Here is a 16374-nt window from a genome sequence, read left to right as displayed (position 1 = left end):
GGCCTTTGAAGGGCCCTCCCGCGCCTTGGCGGAAGGGCTGGGAAACGGCGGGCTTAGCGGACACCCATCGACATGAACTTTTCGACCTGCTCCAGATCCTTCGGCTCGACCACCGCCTTGCCCGTATTGACGTCGAACGCGCTGAGACCGAATTTCTTCATCATTGCGAGCTGGAGTATCGGCAGGTAACCCTGGTAGTAAGGTTGCTGGTCGATGGTGATGTCGACATAGCCCTTCTTCATCTCATCAAGCACGACGGGCACCAGATCGAAGGTCGCCATGTGCAGCTGGCCAGGCTTGATGCCGAGATCACGCAGGCATTCGCCGGCGCCCGCGCCCCAGAAGCCGGCATCGACATAGGCATTGGTCTCCGGCTTGCCCTGGACATATTGGCAGATGCGCGAGGCGGTGACCGAGATGTCGTTGGAGCTGTCGATCACCTCATAGCTGATCTGCCGGTTCGGCTCGGCGGCCTTGGCCTCGTCCAGGAATTTCTTGGCGCCGCCGATACGTGCTTCCGCCCAGCTTTCACCGGGCCGCGACAGGCCGAGCAGCGCGTGGATGGGCTGGTCTGCCGGTATCTTCGCGTGGAGCCCCTTCATCAGCACGTAGCCCGCCTCGAAAAGATCCTGCCCCACGAAAGCGTTGCGTGCATTGCCGGCGGCGCCCTGGCTGTCATCGACATTGGCCGTGATGACGGGAGTCCCCTTGTCGACCGCCTTCTTGATCGTCTCGTCGTAGAGGTCGTCGTTGACGATCACGGTGACGATGCCGTCGACACCCTGTTCGACGACGGTGTCGAGGTTCTGCAGGTGTTTTTGCAGGTCGCCGTTCGGCGTGGTGAAGATGAGCTGGCAATCCGCCTCGAACTGCACACAGGCATCGTCCATGCCCTTCTTGATCGATTGCCAGAAACTGTTGTCGATACCGGTCTGTGTCAGATAGACGAACTTCGGCTTCTCTTGGGCCACAGCAGAGCCCGCCACTATGCACGCCACGCCCAAGGCCAGTGCGGCCAGAGATTTCTTCACCATTTCAATTCCCTCCCAGGATTTCCTCACGAAGCGCTCTCAGGGTGATGCCCGCTGCGGAGCGCGTGGCGCGGCGGGCCGTTCCGTAAGCTGATCGCGTGCTACTTCGCCTCCCCCAGCACGCGGAGGATTTCGTAGCAGGCGCCGAAAGGGTGATAGTCGGTCTTGCCCGGCGGGCTTTTGATGTCGCTCTGCTTTTCGCCTTCGGGCGAAAGGATGCGGAACCAGCAGCCGTAATCGTGATCGACGAGGTGCCGCCAGCTGTAGCGCCAGAGGCGTTCGTAATCCTGCCAGTAGCGCTCCGCGCCGGTGCGCGCGGCAAGGCCCGCGGCAGCGGCCACCGTCTCACAATGGACCCAGTGGTACTTGTCGAGATCGTAGAGCATGCTATCCGGGCCGTAGCTGTAGTGCAGGCCACCGAATTCGAGATCGGCGCTTTTGGCCAGCGCCGTCTCGTAGAGCAGGACGGCCTTGGGCAGGATCCAGTCCCGCGGGCGATACCGTTCGAGGATCAGGAGCAGCTTGGTCCATTCCGTCATATGGCCGGGCAGGTAGCCGTAGGGACGGAACAGGTGCTTGGGATCGTCCTTGTTGTAGTCCCAGTCGATCGACCAGTCCTGGCGATAGTGCTCCCAGACGACACCCTGCGCACCCGCGGCAAGCTCGACGCAGATGCGACGGGCGAGCGTCTCGGCACGGTCGAGATAGCGGGTCTCGCCCGTCGCCTCGTAGGCCGCCAGCATGGCCTCGGTCATGTGCATGTTGGCGTTCTGGCCGCGATAGGGCGAAACCCTCCGCCAATCGCGGCCGATCTCGTCCCTGTAGAGTTCGCGGTCCGCTTCCCAGAAGCGGCGTTCGAGAAGATCCCAGGTCTGCGAGACCTTCTCCGCCATGCCTGCAACGCCCGCTTTCGCCGCCGCCGCATAGGCAAGCAGCACAAAGGCGTGGCCATAACAATGTTTGGTCGTGTCGACGGCCTCGCGGCCATGCATCAACCAGAAATAGCCGCCGTGGTCGGGGTCGCGATGCACCTCGTCGAGATATTTGATGCCATGAGCGGCAGCCTCGGCGAAATCCGGCCGCTGGAAGAGCACGGCGGCCGTCGCATAGTTGAAGATGAAGCGCGTGGTGGAGACGAGGTGCTGCGTCTTGCGATCGGTGATGAAACCGTCGTCGCGATATTCGTTGTAGTAGCCGCCGTCCTCCCTGTTCAGGCAGATCGGATGGTAGAAATCCATGATCTCGCGCATATGGGCGAGGAGGAATGTCTTCGAGCGGAAATCGGGAAACGGTTTCATGGGCGGGCCTCCGATCAATCTGGAATGATGATGCCGAGCTTGGAGAGCACCCCGCCGTCGATCTTGACATCGGCGCCGGTGATGAAGCGTGCCTTGTCGCTGGCAAGGAAGGCGACGAGATCGGCGACCTCGGCCGGTTTTCCAACACGGCCGAGCGGGTGGCCCCGCCCCCAGGCGTCGAGCGTCGCCTCGGCCGTGCCGTCGCCTTTCCAGATGTCCGCCGCCCAGCGCAGCATCGGCGTGTCGATCGAGGCGGGGCAAACGGCGTTCACCGTGATGTTGTCAGGGGCATGGTCGAGCGCCATGGCGCGCACCAGCGCGTTGATGGCACCCTTGCTCGCCGTATAGGCGGCGACACCCGCCTGCGAGGCATAGGCCTGCACCGAGGAGATGACGACGATCGCCCCGCCGCCGCGCTTCTGCATTTCGGGAATGGCGAACTTCGCAGCAAGGAAGATACCCTTGAGGTTGATGTCGAGCACGTCATCCCAAACGTCCTCAGGTGTATCGACCACCGTGCCGTAGCGCTGGATGCCGGCGCAGCAGGCAAGCACGTCGACGCCGCCGTGACGCGCGACCGCTGCCGCGATCGCTGCCGCCATGGCATCCTTGCTGCGCACATCGCCGACGAAACCCGCGGCCCTGTCGCCGATCGCCGCCACGGCCTCGTCGACCGAGGCCTTGTCGTTCGCGACGATCAGCACCTTGCCACCGCCTGCCGCGAAACGATGGGCGCATGCGAGCCCCATTCCGAGGCTACCACCGGTTACGACGATGCTCTTGCCGTCAAATTCACTCATCATGCTTTCTCCGCAACGGACGGGTTTTGGGCAGGCGCCCCGAATTTCGGCTCGGCGAGGCCGCGACCGACACCCTCGACGGCAAAAAGCCCACCTTCCAGTGGATGCGCCTCGAGATGGTCGGCCGACATGGTGAAACGCGCCGAGGTGACATAGAGGGTGGATAGGTCCGGTCCGCCGAAGGTGCAGCTCGTCGGCCAGCCCGCGGGCAGCTCCACGAGACCGACGAGGCCGCCTTGCCCGTCGAAACCGGCGACTGCCGCACCGCCTGCAACGCGGCAGTTCCACAGCCGGTCCTCGGCATCCAGGCAGGACCCATCCGGAAAACCGCGCGAAAATCCGGCTGCAAGGGTTCGCCGGTTGGTGAGGCGTCCCGTCGCGACGTCACAATCGAAGAGGTAGATCTCGTTCGCCAACGTATCGGCGAAGAAGAAGCGGCTATCCTGTGTCCAGGCCATCGTGTTGGTGATGCCGTATTCGTTCGGTGTCAGCCGCGCGACATGGCCGCCGACATCGATGCGGTAAATAGCACCGGCATTGCGGTCCATATTCTTGAGCGAACCGTCGGGGTGGAGGTTGCTCTGCATGGTCGACACCCAGAAGGCGCCGTCCGGCGCGACACGCCCCTCGTTGAGGCGGTTGTCCGGCAGATCCGGCTCGGGCACCGCGAACTCTTCGAAAGCGCCACCGGGCTGCCAAAGGCAAACCGAGCGGCGAAGGCCGACGATCAAACCGCCATCCGCCCGCATACCGATGGAGGTCACGAAATCGGGTGTCGGCCAGATATCATGGCGGCCGCTTGCCGGTTCGAGCCGATGGATGCGCCGGCCGACGATATCGACCCAATAGAGGGCATTCTCCTCGCCCGACCAGATGATGCTCTCGCCGACGATATCTTTTGCATCGAGAAGCATGCAAGCCGAGGTCTTCATGGCAGCACCACCGATTTGATCGACGATGGATCATCGCTCGCCTTGGCCAGCGCCGCCGCGGTCTCCTCCAGGCCAAAACGGTCCGTGATGACGGATTTCATATCCACGAGGCCGCTTGAAGCAAGGGCGATCGCTCTCGGATACATGCCGGCATAGCGGAAGACGCCATGGATCGAGAGCTCCCGCTCCATGGCAGGCCAGAAATCCACCGAGGCGACACCCGTTGGATTGATGCCGACCAGTGCAAGCCCGCCGCGTGGACGGATGCGCGGCAAGGCGCGCGTCACCGCCGTCGGCGCCCCGCTGCATTCGATCACGGCATCGACTTCGGCGATCGTCTCATAGGCCGGATCGGCAGCCGCATCATGTGCGGTGAAGCGCGGGAAACGCGAGACAAGGCCGATACGCGCCGGATTGATATCGGAAAGGACGATGCGCGTCGCTCCGCGCGCGGCCGCCGCCTGCCCCGCCAGCAGGCCGATCGGCCCGGCGCCGATGATCAGGACCGAGCTGCCCGGCTTGAGGTCGAGCCGTTCCGTCGCCCATAGCCCGACCGCCAGCGGCTCGATCAGCGCCGCTTCCTCGAAGGACAGGCTGTCGGGAATGGCAAAGGTGAAATCGGCAGGATTGACGACCCGCCGCGCAAAGGCACCGTGATAGGGTGGCGTCGCCATGAAGACCACGTCGCGGCAGAGATTGTAGGCGCCGGACCAGCACTGTTCGCAATGGCCGCACGGCCGTTGCGGCTCGAGCGTCACGCGATCGCCGGGCGCAAGATGCGTGACCGCGCCACCTGTTGCAACGACCGTGCCAGCGGCCTCATGTCCAAGCACGATCGGCCGATCGCTGACGAGGTTGCCGATGCGCCCGTGGCGGAAATAGTGCACATCCGACCCGCACACGCCGACGGCTGAGATCTCCACCACGACGTCGTTCGGCCCTGCCGCCGGCTCTGGCCAATCCTGCAACTCGACGTGGTTGGGCGACAGGAGGACGGCTGCACGGTTTGGTCTCGTTAAGATCGCGTTCATGCCCGTCCCCGCATACGCTTGATGCTGATGATGTTGACCATGACGGCAACGAGGATGACCACGCCGCGCACGATGCCCTGTGCGAAGGGGTCGACACCCATCAGGACGAGGCCGTTGACAAGGGCGGCGATGAAGATGACGCCGAGCAGCGTGCCAAGCATGGTGCCACGTCCGCCGAAGAGGCTGGTTCCGCCCACCACGACAGCCGCGATAATGTCGAATTCCAGGCCGGAGGCGGCGCCGCTGTTGCCGGATCCGAGGCGGCTCGCCATCAGGATTCCCGTCAGCGCGGCCAGCGCGCCGGTAATGGCGAAGACGAGGATGCGCACCCGCGCCACGGGAATGGCGGAAAGCCGCGCAGCCTCCGCATTGCCACCGACCGCATAGACGCTGCGGCCGAAGACCGTGCGCGTCGCCACGAAGCTGAAGACGGCAAAGAGGACGAGCATGATAACCGCCGGCGTCGGGATGCCGAGAAGCCAGCCCGCGCCGAGGCGCTGGAAGCTGAAATCCATGATGACGATCGGCACGGCATCCGACATGACCTGCGCGGTGCCGCGCAAGCCCAGCCAGAGCGCCAGCGTGACGATGAAGCTCGGCACGTCCAGAAAGGCGCGCAGCACGCCGGTGAAGCAGCCGATGAGCGCGCCGAGCACGATGACCACCAGCGCTGCGACCGCAAGCGGCACGCCGGATTGCGCCAGCGAGGCGAGAAGTACGCCGGCAAAGGCGACGTGCGGACCGACGGAAATGTCGATCTCGCCGCTGATCAGCACCAGTGTCATGCCCCAGGCGATGATACCGACGAAGGCGGCATCGCGCAGGATGTTGAGCTGGTTGGGCAGCGTCATGAAATTCGAGGCAAAAGCCGTAAGAAAAGCATAGAGCACGAGGATGGCGACGAGCAGGCCGATCTCGTTGGCGCGCCCGCTCAGGAAGTGGCGCAGGTCGAACTTCTGGTAGAGTTCGGATTGAGTATGGGCCATTTTCAATGCACTCCCTGTTCGCCCGTCGTCAGTTCGGTCAGCGTCTCCGTGCGGATCGCCGGCCCCTCCACCGCTCCCGTGATGCTGCCGCCCCGCAGGATGAGGACACGGTCGCAGACCTCGCAGAACTCCTCGATCTCGCCGGAGACGAAGACCACCGCGAGGCCATCCGCAGCAGCATCCCGCATCAACTGGTAGATCTGCCGCTTGGCACCGATATCGACGCCGCGCGTCGGCTCATCGAGCAGCAGGATACGCGGCGCGGCATTCAGCGCCTTGCCGATGACGACCTTCTGCTGGTTGCCACCGCTGAGATTGCCGAGCGGTTCACCGGGGTGCGCCAGTTTGATACCAAGCGCGCGGATCGACGCGGCGACCTTCGCGCGCATTGCGACGCGGTCGATTACGCCGCCGCGCGAGACCGACCGCCAGCTCGCCATGACGAGGTTCTCGTCGATGCCGAGCATCATCACCGCCCCCTCGCCGCGGCGATCCTCCGGCGTCATGAAGATGCCATTCGCCCGCGCCTTGCCCAGGCTTGCAGGCCGGAAGGCGCTGCCATCAAGCGTCATGGAGCCACCCTGGGTGGCGCGCAGCCCAGCAATCGCCTGCAACAGCTCCGTGCGGCCGGAGCCGAGCACGCCGGCAATGCCGAGCACTTCGCCCGCCCGGATCTCGAAGCTTGCATCCTGGATGCGCGGTGCGACGTGGAGGCCCTGGATGGCGAGCAGCGGGCGGCGTTCACCAGACGCGCCGGCGAGGCGCGGAGCTCCGCCCTCGCCCTGCGTACCACCGAGCAGCATTTCGACGATCTGACGGTTCGAAACATCGGCGACCGGCGCGGTCGCGATATGGCGGCCATCGCGCATGATGGTGACGGACTGCGCCACCTTGCGGATCTCATCCATCCGGTGAGAGATGTAGACGATGCTCGTGCCCTGTTCGGCAAGCTGCCGCACGACGCGGATCAGCGTCTCCGCCTCCTGGGCGACGAGCGAACTGGTCGGCTCATCGAGGATGAGCAGCCGGGCCCCCTGGCTGAGGGCGCGCGCGATCTCGACGAGCTGGCGCTCTGCAACGGATAAGCGCGCAACCGGCTGGCGTGGATCGAGATGGAGGCCAAGCACCGCCAGCGCATCATGCGCCTCGCGCTGCATCCGGCGCCAATCGATGCGCCCGCCCTGCTTGGGCCACCGGCCAAGAAAGACGTTTTCAGCGATGGAAAGCTCAGGCACCACGCTCAATTCCTGATGCACGGTGGCGATGCCGGCCCGGATACCGTCCATCGGCGTCCGCAGCAAAAGGGCCTTGCCGTCCATCACAATCGCCCCCTCGTCCGGTCGCTCGACACCCGCCAGGATCTTCACGAGTGTCGATTTGCCCGCCCCGTTCTTGCCGAGCAGGGCGCGGACCTCGCCACGCGCCATGGCGAAGTCCACATCCCGCAAGGCAACGACGCCGGGATACGCCTTGGATATGCCGCGCATATGAACAAGCGGTTCGACCATGGGGACAATGCCACTGACTGCGTTGATGAAAAGGGAAGGCCGCAGCAAGCCGCGGCCCCCGGGAGGAAACCGGCTGGTTTCAGGGGATGCCGTCGGGCCGCGCTTCCAGCCAGGCTTTCACCTTGTCCGGATCGGAGGACAGGAACATCTCCGTCGGCACGATGGTGAGATAGGTGTCGATCGCCTCGCCCTTGATGGCCTTCAGCGCCATGAGCACGGAATCCTTGCCCATCTGCTGCGGCTGCTGGCCATTGGTGGCAATCAGCGTTTCAGGGGCGTTGACGAGATACTGCGCGAGCTGGACGCTGATATCGTTGCCGAACACCACAGCCTGCCCCTGGCGGCCGGAGGCCATGATGCCCTGGATGGCGCCGATCGTGCCGTTGTCGGTGGTCGCGAACATGGCATTGATCGCCGTGTCGCCGGTCAACATGGTCGTCGCCGTCTCGGTCGACTTGCCTGGTTCGAAGCCCGCCTGGTCGGCCGCCCATTCGACACCCGGCACCTTCTCCTCGACCGCCTTCTTGAAGCCGGCCTTGCGCTGAACGCAGGCCTCGTAGACGTCGCAGTTCAGGATGCCGAAGCGCGGCTTGTCGACGCCCTTGCCCTTGAAATAGTCGCCGGCGACGAGGCCGACATCATAGCCGAGCTTGTACTGGTCGGTCGTCACCAGCGCCTTGACATACTTCTTCGCATCCTCGTCGTTCACGCAGGTGTTGTAGCAGATTACCGGAATACCGGCCTCCGCCGCTTGTTTCACGACAGGCACGGAGGCCGTGGCCGACACCGGAGACATGATGATGGCCTTGACCTTCGAGGCGATCAGCGTGGAAGCGAACTGTGCCTCCTTGGCCGCATCCCCTTGGGAATTCTGGCCAAGCAGACGCACGCTCTCATCGCCGGCGCCCGCTTCGATGCCCTTCTTGATGCCGCCATAGAAACCTTGCGCATCGAGATAGAGCGCGCCGATCGTCACCTCCTCGGCACTCGCCGCTCCCGCCATGAAGACCGCCAGCGCGGTCGATGCAATGACCCGCAAAGCAGCGGGCCGCAGCCTGTCACGAATTGTCATCGATATCCTCCCAGATGTCTTTGCATTCTTGTATGCAAGATTTTAAACCTGGTCAAGCTTCGACGTTTGGATGAGTAGAAAATGATTATTTTTCAGGCTATCCTGCAATCAAGGGAGAGTTGCATGCAAAAAAACAAAAGGCCTTTCACCCATGGCGCGTGATACGAAAATCTCGGCGGCGGAGCATTGTTACCGCACGCTTTCGCGCAAGATCATCGGACTGGAGCTGAAGCCGAATGAGCCGATCGGTGAACACGCGATGGCCGAGTTGCTGGGCGTCAGCCGGACGCCCGTCCGCGAGGCCCTGTCCCGGCTTTCCGCGGAAGGACTGGTCGATCTCAGATCCCGGGCCGGCGTCGTGGTCGCACCGATCCGCATGGACGCAGTACGGACGGCGCAATTCGTCCGCGAGCAGCTCGAACTTGCGATCGTGGCGGAAGCAGCCCGGCAATCGAACCGGCGCATCCTGCTCGGCATCCGCCAGGCGATCGAGGAACAGGAGCTTGCCATTCAGGAAGACAATCCGGATCTGTTCTTCGAATGCGACGAGCGCATGCATGCGCTCTACTGCAGCCTGGCCGGGCGCGACGGCGTCTGGGGGTTCATTTCTGATGCGAAGAAGCACATGGATCGCGTCCGCCGCCTGTCGGTGCAGGCCGGACAGCTCGACCAGCTCGTGCAGGACCATCAGGATGTGCTGGAGGCCGTGACGGGCGGCGACATGGATCGTGCCCAGGAGGTGATGAAACTCCACCTGCGGCGGGTCATGCTGGATCTCGGCGAGCTCTCCCGTCGGTTCTCATCCTACTTCGAGCCGGAAACTGTACGCACGACGGAATAGGCGGGAAAAAGCGAACGCCCGGATCCATCCCGCCAGGGCGACGATCACCGCCTTGACAGAATGGTCCGGGGAGGCTGTGTCAGGCGATGCCGCCGTGAACCACACGATGGATGTTCGACAGGATGTGCGCGGGATCCACGGCCTGGAAGATGCTGCGCCCGTAGACGATGCCCCTTGCACCGGCCTGCATATAGGCGTCGACATCGGCAAGGGTATCAACCTCCTTGTCGCGCGGCGTCCCGCCGCGGATGCAGACCAGTACATTCACCGATCCAACGACGACTTCGAGATCAGCAATCTCCAGCGGGGAATCGATCTTCAGAAGGCTGACGCCAAGTTCGGCCGCAAGCCGCGCGGCGTGCAATATATCCCGCGTCTTTCGAACCGTGTGCCCCTGATCATCGACCACAAGCGCCTCGACGATCACCGGATAGCCAATCTGGCGGCAGATACGGGTGATCTCGGCCAGGTGCGCACGGTGATCCGCGACCCGCGCCGCATCCGGCTCGTTCACGAGGAAGAAACACGTCACCGCATCCGCACCAGAGCGGGCGATCTCATCGGCATTGCAGTTGCATATTTATCTATGGTCTCAATCTATGGGTCTCAATGATTCGGAGGTCGTGGATGGCAGGTGCATCGATCGAGACGACGCTTGAGCTTTGGGCATCATTGTTGCGTGACGTGAAGGCTCGTATGCGCGGACTGTTTACGTAGGAGCGAGTTGCAGCATCTGCGAACCTTTTCCTGGACGGTTTGCTGAGTGTCGAGCGGCGTAAGACAGGTTGGATGCGCGCTGAGGCGGCCGGTGATCCCGGTCCATGGCGGCAATAAGCCGTTCTGGGTCGCGGGCGTTGGGACGCGGACGCACTTCGCGGCATCGTGCGTTGGTGCACGTCAATATCCAGGTTCGGCAGGCAAGATAACGAACTGCCAGATCGGAGCGTTCGCCGCCTGTGTGTCCGTTCGCGGTCATGCCTTTATCGATCGAGCCCTGTACTTGCCCAAGAGCTGGACTGGCGATCCGGCAAGGCTTGCAGCAACTCACGTTCCTGAGGCTATAGCCTTCGCTACCAAGCCAGGCCTGGCTGTGGATATGATACGGCGCGCGATGGCAGCCGATGTGCCGTTTTCATGGGTGGCCGAAGATGCGGTGTATGGCGTCGGGGACGTCGAAGGGACCCTGCGCCGAGCCTGCAAAAGCTACGTTCTTGGGGTTAAATCGGACCACTATTTCGGCTCCTGGTCGGGCAAGCCTCCGGTGGCCGGCACAGCGCAGGAGATCGCCCGTGATCTCGATCCAAGTGCATCGCAGCGTCTCTCCGCCGGTGAGGGCACCAAAGGCGCGCGGCTTCATGACTGGGCCTATTGCGAACTCGCTGATCTCGATGCCGACGAATATACCGAGACGAAATCGGGGCTTTGGGCCCGTGGGCTCCTGATCCGGCGCAATACTAGCGACGGTGATCTCGCATTCATTACCACCTGGTGCCTGGACGGGACCGGCATCCAGACACTCGTTTCCGTTAAAGGCCATCGCCGGGCGATCGAAGACAGCTTCGAGACCGCCAAGAACGAGCTCGGCCCCGATCACAACGAAACCCGGTCATGTCACGGCTGGCATCATCACGCCTCCCTCGTCATGCTCGCCTTCGCCATAATGGCGGTGATCCGATGCCGCACCAATGACGTGACGCCCCAAAAAAGACTGCGGATGCCGACCATCAGGATTTGATCCGCTGGTCAATCCAGGAAGTCCGGCGCATCGCCATCAGACTCGCCCAGCGTCGTATACCCCCCGCCTACGTCATCGCATGGTCATGCTGGAGACGCGCTCATCAGGCGGTCGCGCGACGAGCGCATCTGAACACTAAAATGCAACTGTAATGCATCTAGACCTATCAGCTTGGTGATGCTTGCAAATAAAGCATGCTGCCAAAATATAGCTCGGTGGCTCGGAACGCCCCGCCAAAACGCTTGCATTGAACAACGACGTCGATCGATGCTCTCAGCAAGTTCAAGATTTCGGTGCGCTCAATATCTCGACCTGCATCTGACTCTTTTATCAGGAGCGTCAGCTGTTCGAAGGCGAGCGCGACGGAATCGGCATGGACAGTCGTAATGGAACCAGGATGGCCGGAGTTGACGTTTCGAACATAATAGAAGGCGGTTCCGTCGCGAAGTTCCTGCAAGAGGATGCGGTCGGGACGCATGCGGAGGCTGGATTCCAAAAGTTCTTTGGGCCCTGCATGGGACAGTCCTTGTTGGTCTTTCGAATAGAACAGTCGCACATGATTGGGTTGTGGGATGAGGAGTTCCGGCGTGTCCTCTATCGAAATGATCCGCTCATCGTCCGGAATGTGTTTTATCAAGGCCTTAGAGAGCGTTGTCTTCGCGGATCCCGTCGCTCCCGAAATTATGATGTTCTTCCGGGAAACCACCGCCTGTCGCAAGAACTCCTTGACCTGACCATTGCGGTAGAGACTGCGCAATTCACTATCGTCACTTGGCGCATCCGCGTCGGCGGTTCGGGTACCTGCGAAGAATTGTCTTTTCTCCAGATCGTCGAGTGTAAAGTCGACGGAGGACGGCTTGCGGATCGTGAGGCTGACCGTGCCTTTCGACGTTGCAGGAGGGATGACAATCTGGATGCGCTCATCTCCCGGAAGAGTCGCGGACAGGATCGGCCGGCGTTCGTCGATGGACTGGTGGGAAAAGCTGGCGACGGCCCGGGCAAGGCGCATGAGTTTGTCGAAGGTAAGCTCCTGAAGATCATGGGTCCGCCAACCACCGGGTCCTTCCGTCAGCACCTGCCCGGGCCGATTGACGATCACCTCATAGAGTGAGGTATCCTGCAGGAACACCGAAATCGGTTTCAGCAACTCACGAACAACCGCCGCATCCTGAGCTTCCGTCATCGCCCTGCCTACTTCGTTACTAGCTTCGAGTCGGGCGCGAAATTCCCCAGCACCGCTCGATCGAGAATGCGGTTCCTCGGCTCTGTCACACGCAGGCGATAGATCCCGGAGAAGTCGAGATCGCGAGCGACAAAAATGGAGACGAGCTCGCCCTGGTGCTTGTTCAGCGTTGGCGCGATGTTGATGGATTGCTCGACGGCGATCGCGGCAGCCTGCTGCCCCGCGCTGGTCGTGTTTTGCGCATCGACGTCACTATCCTGAACCCGGCTGTTCGCGTAGCTCGTCGCATCGCCGACGATGGAGAGAAGCAGGGCACTGCCGAACCGTTCCCACCAATGGGTGTCGACATAGCCGTCGATGCCGGCGCGGCCGAGCGCATCGGTCGCGGGAGACGCAAGCGTGACGATCACCCCCTTCGGCGTTTTGGCGCGGTTCCATAGGACGAACAGTCGCTTCTGCCCCCGTTGCAGCCCGCCTCGATATTCACCCACGACCTGGGTGCCCTTCTCCATGAGGACGACCCTGCCGTTGTCAGAGAGAACGTCTCGATTGATCACGCAGCTGCTGAATCCGGGTTGGTCAGACGCGAGCGCGGTTTCGAGCACGCAGGGGATCGACGTCCCCATTGCGACGATGAAGTCACGATTGCCAAGCGTCCCAGCGCGTGATCCTTCGAGTTTCGTCGGCCGCAGCAGTCCGTCGAAGCGCTGCTGATCGCTATTCTCTTGGTTCTGGCTCATCATGTTGCCGTCGAGGGGCAGGAAATTGCTGTTCGCGCTCGTCTCCGAGCTATCCCCCTCCCGGCGTTGCGTGGCATTCTTCTGGCTGCCGCTGAAGGCCATGACCGGCGCGCGACGGGCGGAGTCGAGCAATTCATCCTTCGCCTCGGCAACAGGTTCCACAACCGGCGTCGGGAGCTTCACTTCCGGGACCGTCTGCTCCGGCTCGGCCTTCTCCTTCGCTGCCTCGAATGGTGTTGTTTGACGGATGACAATGCGTTCCGGCTGTGCGCTGTCGTCTTTGGCCTTTTTCCCGGTTGTCGACCAGAGGGCGAATCCGACGAATGCCACGACCGCGAGCGCCACCGCACCTCGCTTCAGGACGGGACTGTTGTCGATGCGCCGGCCTGTGACCGTTTCGGCCCGCTCACCGGGAATGCGGGTTTCATCTTCCTGGGCCATAGCCTCCCCTTCCCTACTGATCGGCGCCATCGGTCTTCACGATGCGTTCGACCGACGGCGAGGTCGTGTTGGTGTCCGGATTGATGCCGACGCGGTCGTAGGCCTCATTGAAGACGCACAGCACGTCCTTGCCCCGACGCAGGATGAACTTGCGGCTGATTGCGTGCACCATCACGAGGTTGCCATCGACGGATTTCGGAACCAGGCTCTCGGAGCCATCGGAGTTTTCCATGTAGATGGCGGGCATTTCCTGATTGCCGACGAAAGCAAAGGTCGTGACCTTGCCGTTGTCATAAACGCTCTGCGGTTCAAGGGCCTGGGCACCCTGTGCCGAATAGCGCCAGTTGCGCGGCCCATAGGCTTCATGAAGCGCAAGCACATTGTCGGCTTCCTTCGCCTGGTTCGCGAGCGCGCGGGCCGAGGCCTGCCGCCGGCGCTGTTCGGCCTCGTCACCGGGATAGCGGAACTTGACATAGAAGTAGGTGTTCTGCCCGACCTCAACGGAGCCGTCGCGGACCGTGAGCTCCATCTGATAGCTGCGCGTCGAGCCGTCCCGGCGCGTCGTCACCACGGAAATGTTCGTGACCGGCTGATGCTCGCGTGGCTTCAGGAACAGGATGTTGCCGGCCGGCGCCACCTCCCAGGCGACGCTGTTGCCGAGCGCAACATGGGCGATCTCCTCATCGGCTGCGAACTCGACCTGCACGGAGGAGCGCAGTGTGCCGACAATCCTGATGATATTGTAGGGCTGGTAGTTCACGAACCTGACACGACTATCCTGGGATGCGCCGCGTGGGATATCGAGTGCAAAAGACGTGGAGGCGGACCCCATAAGGAGAGCCGCGGCGACGATGATCTTGCAATTCAATTGACAGCCTCCGGATCGGCGCGGTATTCGCTAACCGCGAAACCAAGTGGGTTCACCAGCCGGTCCGTCGATGACATCGGGGCATTGGCATAGGAATAGGTGAGGGTCGCGACCCAATGGGACGTGCGAACCTCGTCTCCTCGGGTGACGGTCCGCATGTAGCGAACCGAGATCACGTTTTGATTGATCAGTGAGATCGAGGCGATGTTGATCCTTGCCGTTGCGGCGCGGCTGTACGTGTTCTGCGGGGATTCCGGATTGCTCCCGCGATAGATGGCGGAGAACCGGGCCTGCTCGGCTTGCGTTGACAGCAGCGCGATCGTGCGGAAGTTCTCCTTTGCCTCGCTCCAGACGTAGCCTTCGCGCGCGCGAACATATTTAGCCGCGAAATATTTGGTCACGGCCTCGTCATAGGTTCCGGCCGTGGAAGTCAGCGCCGACACCACATCGACGATGCCCGTCGAATTATCAACGCGCACGACGAAGGGCTCTACGGTCTTCAACGGCGTAAGGCCAGCGACCGCGAAGACGGAAACGCCTGCGATGACGCCGGCGGCGATGGCAATCGACCAGGCGATCCGGTTCGACCGCTCGATCTGCATCATTCGATCCTGATCGAACCGCCGGGCCTTTTCGAAGTAGCTCTTGAGGTTATCTGTCGAAACCATGCCGTCACCCCGCGCAACGGCGTTGGGAGCCGTCGATATCAAGGTGGGCGAATGCGGTCGGTTCCGTGCCCTCCTCAGCATAAGGCGTGGCCGAGGTTGACGGTCGCCGATCCGACTGCTGTGACTTCAACTTGCTGTCACCTTCCCATTCCCACATCGCCCGATTCAACGGCCGGCGAGAATAGCCGTCGCATTTGGGGAGCGAATAGGTCAGCGAAGCGCACCCTCCGAGTGCAACAAGTATGGCAAGAAGTACGGTGGTCTTGATCATATGGACGGGCCTTTTCTTATTATTGAGCGGCGCTCATGCACCGACGCTTCTCGAGCCGAACGCACTGCCGGCGAGGCGCGCGGCGCGGCCAACCATCCGACCTGCGGAGCGAGTCCCCTTGGCGAGCACGCCCTCATGCGCATCGCGTGCGGCGCCGTGGCCGTAGGCCAGCGACGCGCCGCCGGACGCCAGCGCGGAAGCGATCGTCGGCAGCTGGTAGAACACATACAGGGCAGCAATGCCGATGGCGCAAAGTGCGATCGGCCGCATAAGGACGTCAGTATAGGCATCGATCGCCGTGAAGGTGGAATCGAGGCAGGAGATCAGCAACGCGCCGACAGCCACGACGAGGACCTGAAGGATCGCGAAGTTGGCGAGCTGGCCAATCCAGGCCTCGGTGAAGCGCCGCGTCGACTGGAACATAGCCAGTGCGATGAAAATCGGCCCGATGGCCAGCACGATGGCAAGGGCCAGCCGAGCATAGAGCGAGACGACGTAGCCGATACCGGCGACCAGAAAACTGACACCGATCACCATCATGCCGCCGACACCCGTGACGATGTCGACCGGCCATGACGCGCGTGACCAGATGTCGGTTGCCGAAGCCTGGCCCTTGTCGAGCAGACTATCGAATGTGCTGGCGCTGGGCGTCGTGCCGGTGTTCAAAGCCTGTGCGATCTCACGCGGCAGGATATCGAAGAAGACGTTCGTGACATAGGTCTGGTACTCACCGCCGTTTTTTACGAGCAGGACAATGATCGCGAGCTTGATCGCCCGGAAAGCAAATTCCAGAACCGGTTCCTGCACGGAGCCGCGCAGCACAAGATAACCGTACAGAATGACGTAAAGCGTCACGGCTGCCGTTAGCGGGCCGGTCACCCATTCGGCAATGTTCGACGTCCCCTCGGAGACAAACATTTCCAACGGGCGCTTGAACTGTCCGTCGATGAACTCGAACACCTGATACAT

General features: G+C 62.3%; 17 protein-coding genes and 1 pseudogene. 3 read left to right on the top strand and 15 right to left on the bottom strand.

Translation table 11 applies throughout. The features are described from left to right. Positions 1 to 53: 53 nt before the first annotated feature. The 8 genes from EXZ48_RS24625 to EXZ48_RS24590 form a co-directional block, all read right to left on the bottom strand. A complete protein-coding gene (locus EXZ48_RS24625; RefSeq protein ID WP_050746200.1) occupies positions 54 to 1034 on the bottom strand; it encodes a sugar ABC transporter substrate-binding protein in 981 nt (326 codons plus the stop codon). Between the two features lie 98 nt (positions 1035 to 1132). Beyond that, on the bottom strand, positions 1133 to 2329 hold the full coding sequence (locus tag EXZ48_RS24620) for an AGE family epimerase/isomerase (protein ID WP_050746199.1): 1197 nt from the start codon (positions 2327 to 2329) through the stop codon (positions 1133 to 1135). Between the two features lie 14 nt (positions 2330 to 2343). Further along, the gene (locus EXZ48_RS24615) at positions 2344 to 3129 is read right to left on the bottom strand and encodes an SDR family NAD(P)-dependent oxidoreductase (protein WP_130519053.1); all 786 of its coding nucleotides are present in this window, start codon (positions 3127 to 3129) and stop codon (positions 2344 to 2346) included. Next, the gene (locus EXZ48_RS24610; protein WP_130518986.1) at positions 3129 to 4061 is read right to left on the bottom strand and encodes an SMP-30/gluconolactonase/LRE family protein; all 933 of its coding nucleotides are present in this window, start codon (positions 4059 to 4061) and stop codon (positions 3129 to 3131) included. The genes EXZ48_RS24615 and EXZ48_RS24610 overlap by 1 nt, the downstream gene beginning before the upstream one ends. Further along, a complete protein-coding gene (locus EXZ48_RS24605) occupies positions 4058 to 5092 on the bottom strand; it encodes an NAD(P)-dependent alcohol dehydrogenase (RefSeq protein WP_130518984.1) in 1035 nt (344 codons plus the stop codon). The genes EXZ48_RS24610 and EXZ48_RS24605 overlap by 4 nt, the downstream gene beginning before the upstream one ends. Further along, a complete protein-coding gene (locus EXZ48_RS24600) occupies positions 5089 to 6078 on the bottom strand; it encodes an ABC transporter permease (RefSeq protein ID WP_023515650.1) in 990 nt (329 codons plus the stop codon). Before EXZ48_RS24600 ends, EXZ48_RS24605 begins: the two co-directional genes overlap by 4 nt. 2 nt (positions 6079 to 6080) lie before the next feature. Beyond that, complete coding sequence (locus EXZ48_RS24595; protein ID WP_130518982.1) at positions 6081 to 7586, bottom strand: sugar ABC transporter ATP-binding protein; 1506 nt, start codon at positions 7584 to 7586, stop codon at positions 6081 to 6083. A 79-nt stretch (positions 7587 to 7665) separates the two neighbouring features. Next, positions 7666 to 8658, bottom strand: a complete 993-nt coding sequence (locus EXZ48_RS24590; RefSeq protein ID WP_130518980.1) for a substrate-binding domain-containing protein — start codon at positions 8656 to 8658, stop codon at positions 7666 to 7668. 151 nt (positions 8659 to 8809) lie between these two features. On the opposite strand from EXZ48_RS24590, the gene EXZ48_RS24585 reads away from it, so the two are divergent. After that, positions 8810 to 9499 (top strand): GntR family transcriptional regulator, encoded by a 690-nt coding sequence (locus EXZ48_RS24585; protein ID WP_024270329.1) that lies wholly within the window; start codon positions 8810 to 8812, stop codon positions 9497 to 9499. A 79-nt stretch (positions 9500 to 9578) separates the two neighbouring features. On the opposite strand, the gene EXZ48_RS24580 is transcribed toward EXZ48_RS24585, so the two are convergent. Continuing rightward, complete coding sequence (locus EXZ48_RS24580) at positions 9579 to 10079, bottom strand: hypothetical protein (protein ID WP_130518978.1); 501 nt, start codon at positions 10077 to 10079, stop codon at positions 9579 to 9581. 29 nt (positions 10080 to 10108) lie between these two features. On the opposite strand from EXZ48_RS24580, the pseudogene EXZ48_RS35950 reads away from it, so the two are divergent. Both EXZ48_RS35950 and EXZ48_RS24575 read left to right on the top strand, forming a co-directional pair. Then, positions 10109 to 10330 (top strand): annotated as a pseudogene (locus tag EXZ48_RS35950) (IS701 family transposase); the annotation flags it as partial. After that, positions 10263 to 11234, top strand: a complete 972-nt coding sequence (locus tag EXZ48_RS24575) for an IS701 family transposase (RefSeq protein WP_371687677.1) — start codon at positions 10263 to 10265, stop codon at positions 11232 to 11234. The pseudogene EXZ48_RS35950 and the gene EXZ48_RS24575, both read left to right, overlap by 68 nt. A 166-nt stretch (positions 11235 to 11400) precedes the next feature. Here the strand turns inward: EXZ48_RS24575 and virB11 are convergent, their stop codons facing one another. From virB11 to EXZ48_RS24545, 6 genes are read right to left on the bottom strand one after another with little or no spacing between them, the layout of a single operon-like run. Beyond that, positions 11401 to 12417, bottom strand: coding sequence for a P-type DNA transfer ATPase VirB11 (gene virB11, locus EXZ48_RS24570; protein WP_130518976.1), 1017 nt, complete (start codon positions 12415 to 12417; stop codon positions 11401 to 11403). A gap of 8 nt (positions 12418 to 12425) precedes the next feature. Then, complete coding sequence (gene virB10, locus EXZ48_RS24565) at positions 12426 to 13598, bottom strand: type IV secretion system protein VirB10 (protein ID WP_130518974.1); 1173 nt, start codon at positions 13596 to 13598, stop codon at positions 12426 to 12428. Positions 13599 to 13611: 13 nt separating this feature from the next. Then, positions 13612 to 14454: a P-type conjugative transfer protein VirB9 gene (gene virB9, locus EXZ48_RS24560; RefSeq protein ID WP_037406294.1), complete on the bottom strand. Its 843-nt coding sequence runs from the start codon at positions 14452 to 14454 to the stop codon at positions 13612 to 13614. 8 nt (positions 14455 to 14462) lie between these two features. Beyond that, positions 14463 to 15134, bottom strand: coding sequence for a virB8 family protein (locus tag EXZ48_RS24555; RefSeq protein WP_130518972.1), 672 nt, complete (start codon positions 15132 to 15134; stop codon positions 14463 to 14465). 4 nt (positions 15135 to 15138) lie between these two features. Further along, positions 15139 to 15405, bottom strand: coding sequence for a hypothetical protein (locus EXZ48_RS35510; protein ID WP_082342688.1), 267 nt, complete (start codon positions 15403 to 15405; stop codon positions 15139 to 15141). A 33-nt stretch (positions 15406 to 15438) separates the two neighbouring features. Then, positions 15439 to 16374 (bottom strand): type IV secretion system protein, encoded by a 936-nt coding sequence (locus EXZ48_RS24545; RefSeq protein WP_130518970.1) that lies wholly within the window; start codon positions 16372 to 16374, stop codon positions 15439 to 15441.

This window comes from Shinella sp. JR1-6 (assembly GCF_004284735.1).
Lineage (GTDB): Bacteria > Pseudomonadota > Alphaproteobacteria > Rhizobiales > Rhizobiaceae > Shinella.
The sequence above is the reverse complement of the archived record's forward strand: the minus strand, read 5'-3'. Positions and strand labels throughout refer to the sequence as shown.

What these genes read in the sequence shown, in the direction of transcription:
- EXZ48_RS24620 (WP_050746199.1), bottom strand. Translation starts at nt 2,329, where the DNA reads ATGAAACCGTTTCCCGATTTCCGCTCGAAGACATTCCTCCTCGCCCAT.
- EXZ48_RS24555 (WP_130518972.1), bottom strand. Translation starts at nt 15,134, where the DNA reads ATGGTTTCGACAGATAACCTCAAGAGCTACTTCGAAAAGGCCCGGCGG.
- EXZ48_RS35510 (WP_082342688.1), bottom strand. Translation starts at nt 15,405, where the DNA reads ATGATCAAGACCACCGTACTTCTTGCCATACTTGTTGCACTCGGAGGG.
- virB10 (WP_130518974.1), bottom strand. Translation starts at nt 13,598, where the DNA reads ATGGCCCAGGAAGATGAAACCCGCATTCCCGGTGAGCGGGCCGAAACG.
- EXZ48_RS24545 (WP_130518970.1), bottom strand. Translation starts at nt 16,374, where the DNA reads ATGTATCAGGTGTTCGAGTTCATCGACGGACAGTTCAAGCGCCCGTTG.
- EXZ48_RS24585 (WP_024270329.1), top strand. Translation starts at nt 8,810, where the DNA reads ATGGCGCGTGATACGAAAATCTCGGCGGCGGAGCATTGTTACCGCACG.
- EXZ48_RS24610 (WP_130518986.1), bottom strand. Translation starts at nt 4,061, where the DNA reads ATGAAGACCTCGGCTTGCATGCTTCTCGATGCAAAAGATATCGTCGGC.
- EXZ48_RS24600 (WP_023515650.1), bottom strand. Translation starts at nt 6,078, where the DNA reads ATGGCCCATACTCAATCCGAACTCTACCAGAAGTTCGACCTGCGCCAC.
- EXZ48_RS24595 (WP_130518982.1), bottom strand. Translation starts at nt 7,586, where the DNA reads ATGGTCGAACCGCTTGTTCATATGCGCGGCATATCCAAGGCGTATCCC.
- EXZ48_RS24605 (WP_130518984.1), bottom strand. Translation starts at nt 5,092, where the DNA reads ATGAACGCGATCTTAACGAGACCAAACCGTGCAGCCGTCCTCCTGTCG.
- EXZ48_RS24625 (WP_050746200.1), bottom strand. Translation starts at nt 1,034, where the DNA reads ATGGTGAAGAAATCTCTGGCCGCACTGGCCTTGGGCGTGGCGTGCATA.
- EXZ48_RS24615 (WP_130519053.1), bottom strand. Translation starts at nt 3,129, where the DNA reads ATGAGTGAATTTGACGGCAAGAGCATCGTCGTAACCGGTGGTAGCCTC.
- EXZ48_RS24590 (WP_130518980.1), bottom strand. Translation starts at nt 8,658, where the DNA reads ATGACAATTCGTGACAGGCTGCGGCCCGCTGCTTTGCGGGTCATTGCA.
- virB11 (WP_130518976.1), bottom strand. Translation starts at nt 12,417, where the DNA reads ATGACGGAAGCTCAGGATGCGGCGGTTGTTCGTGAGTTGCTGAAACCG.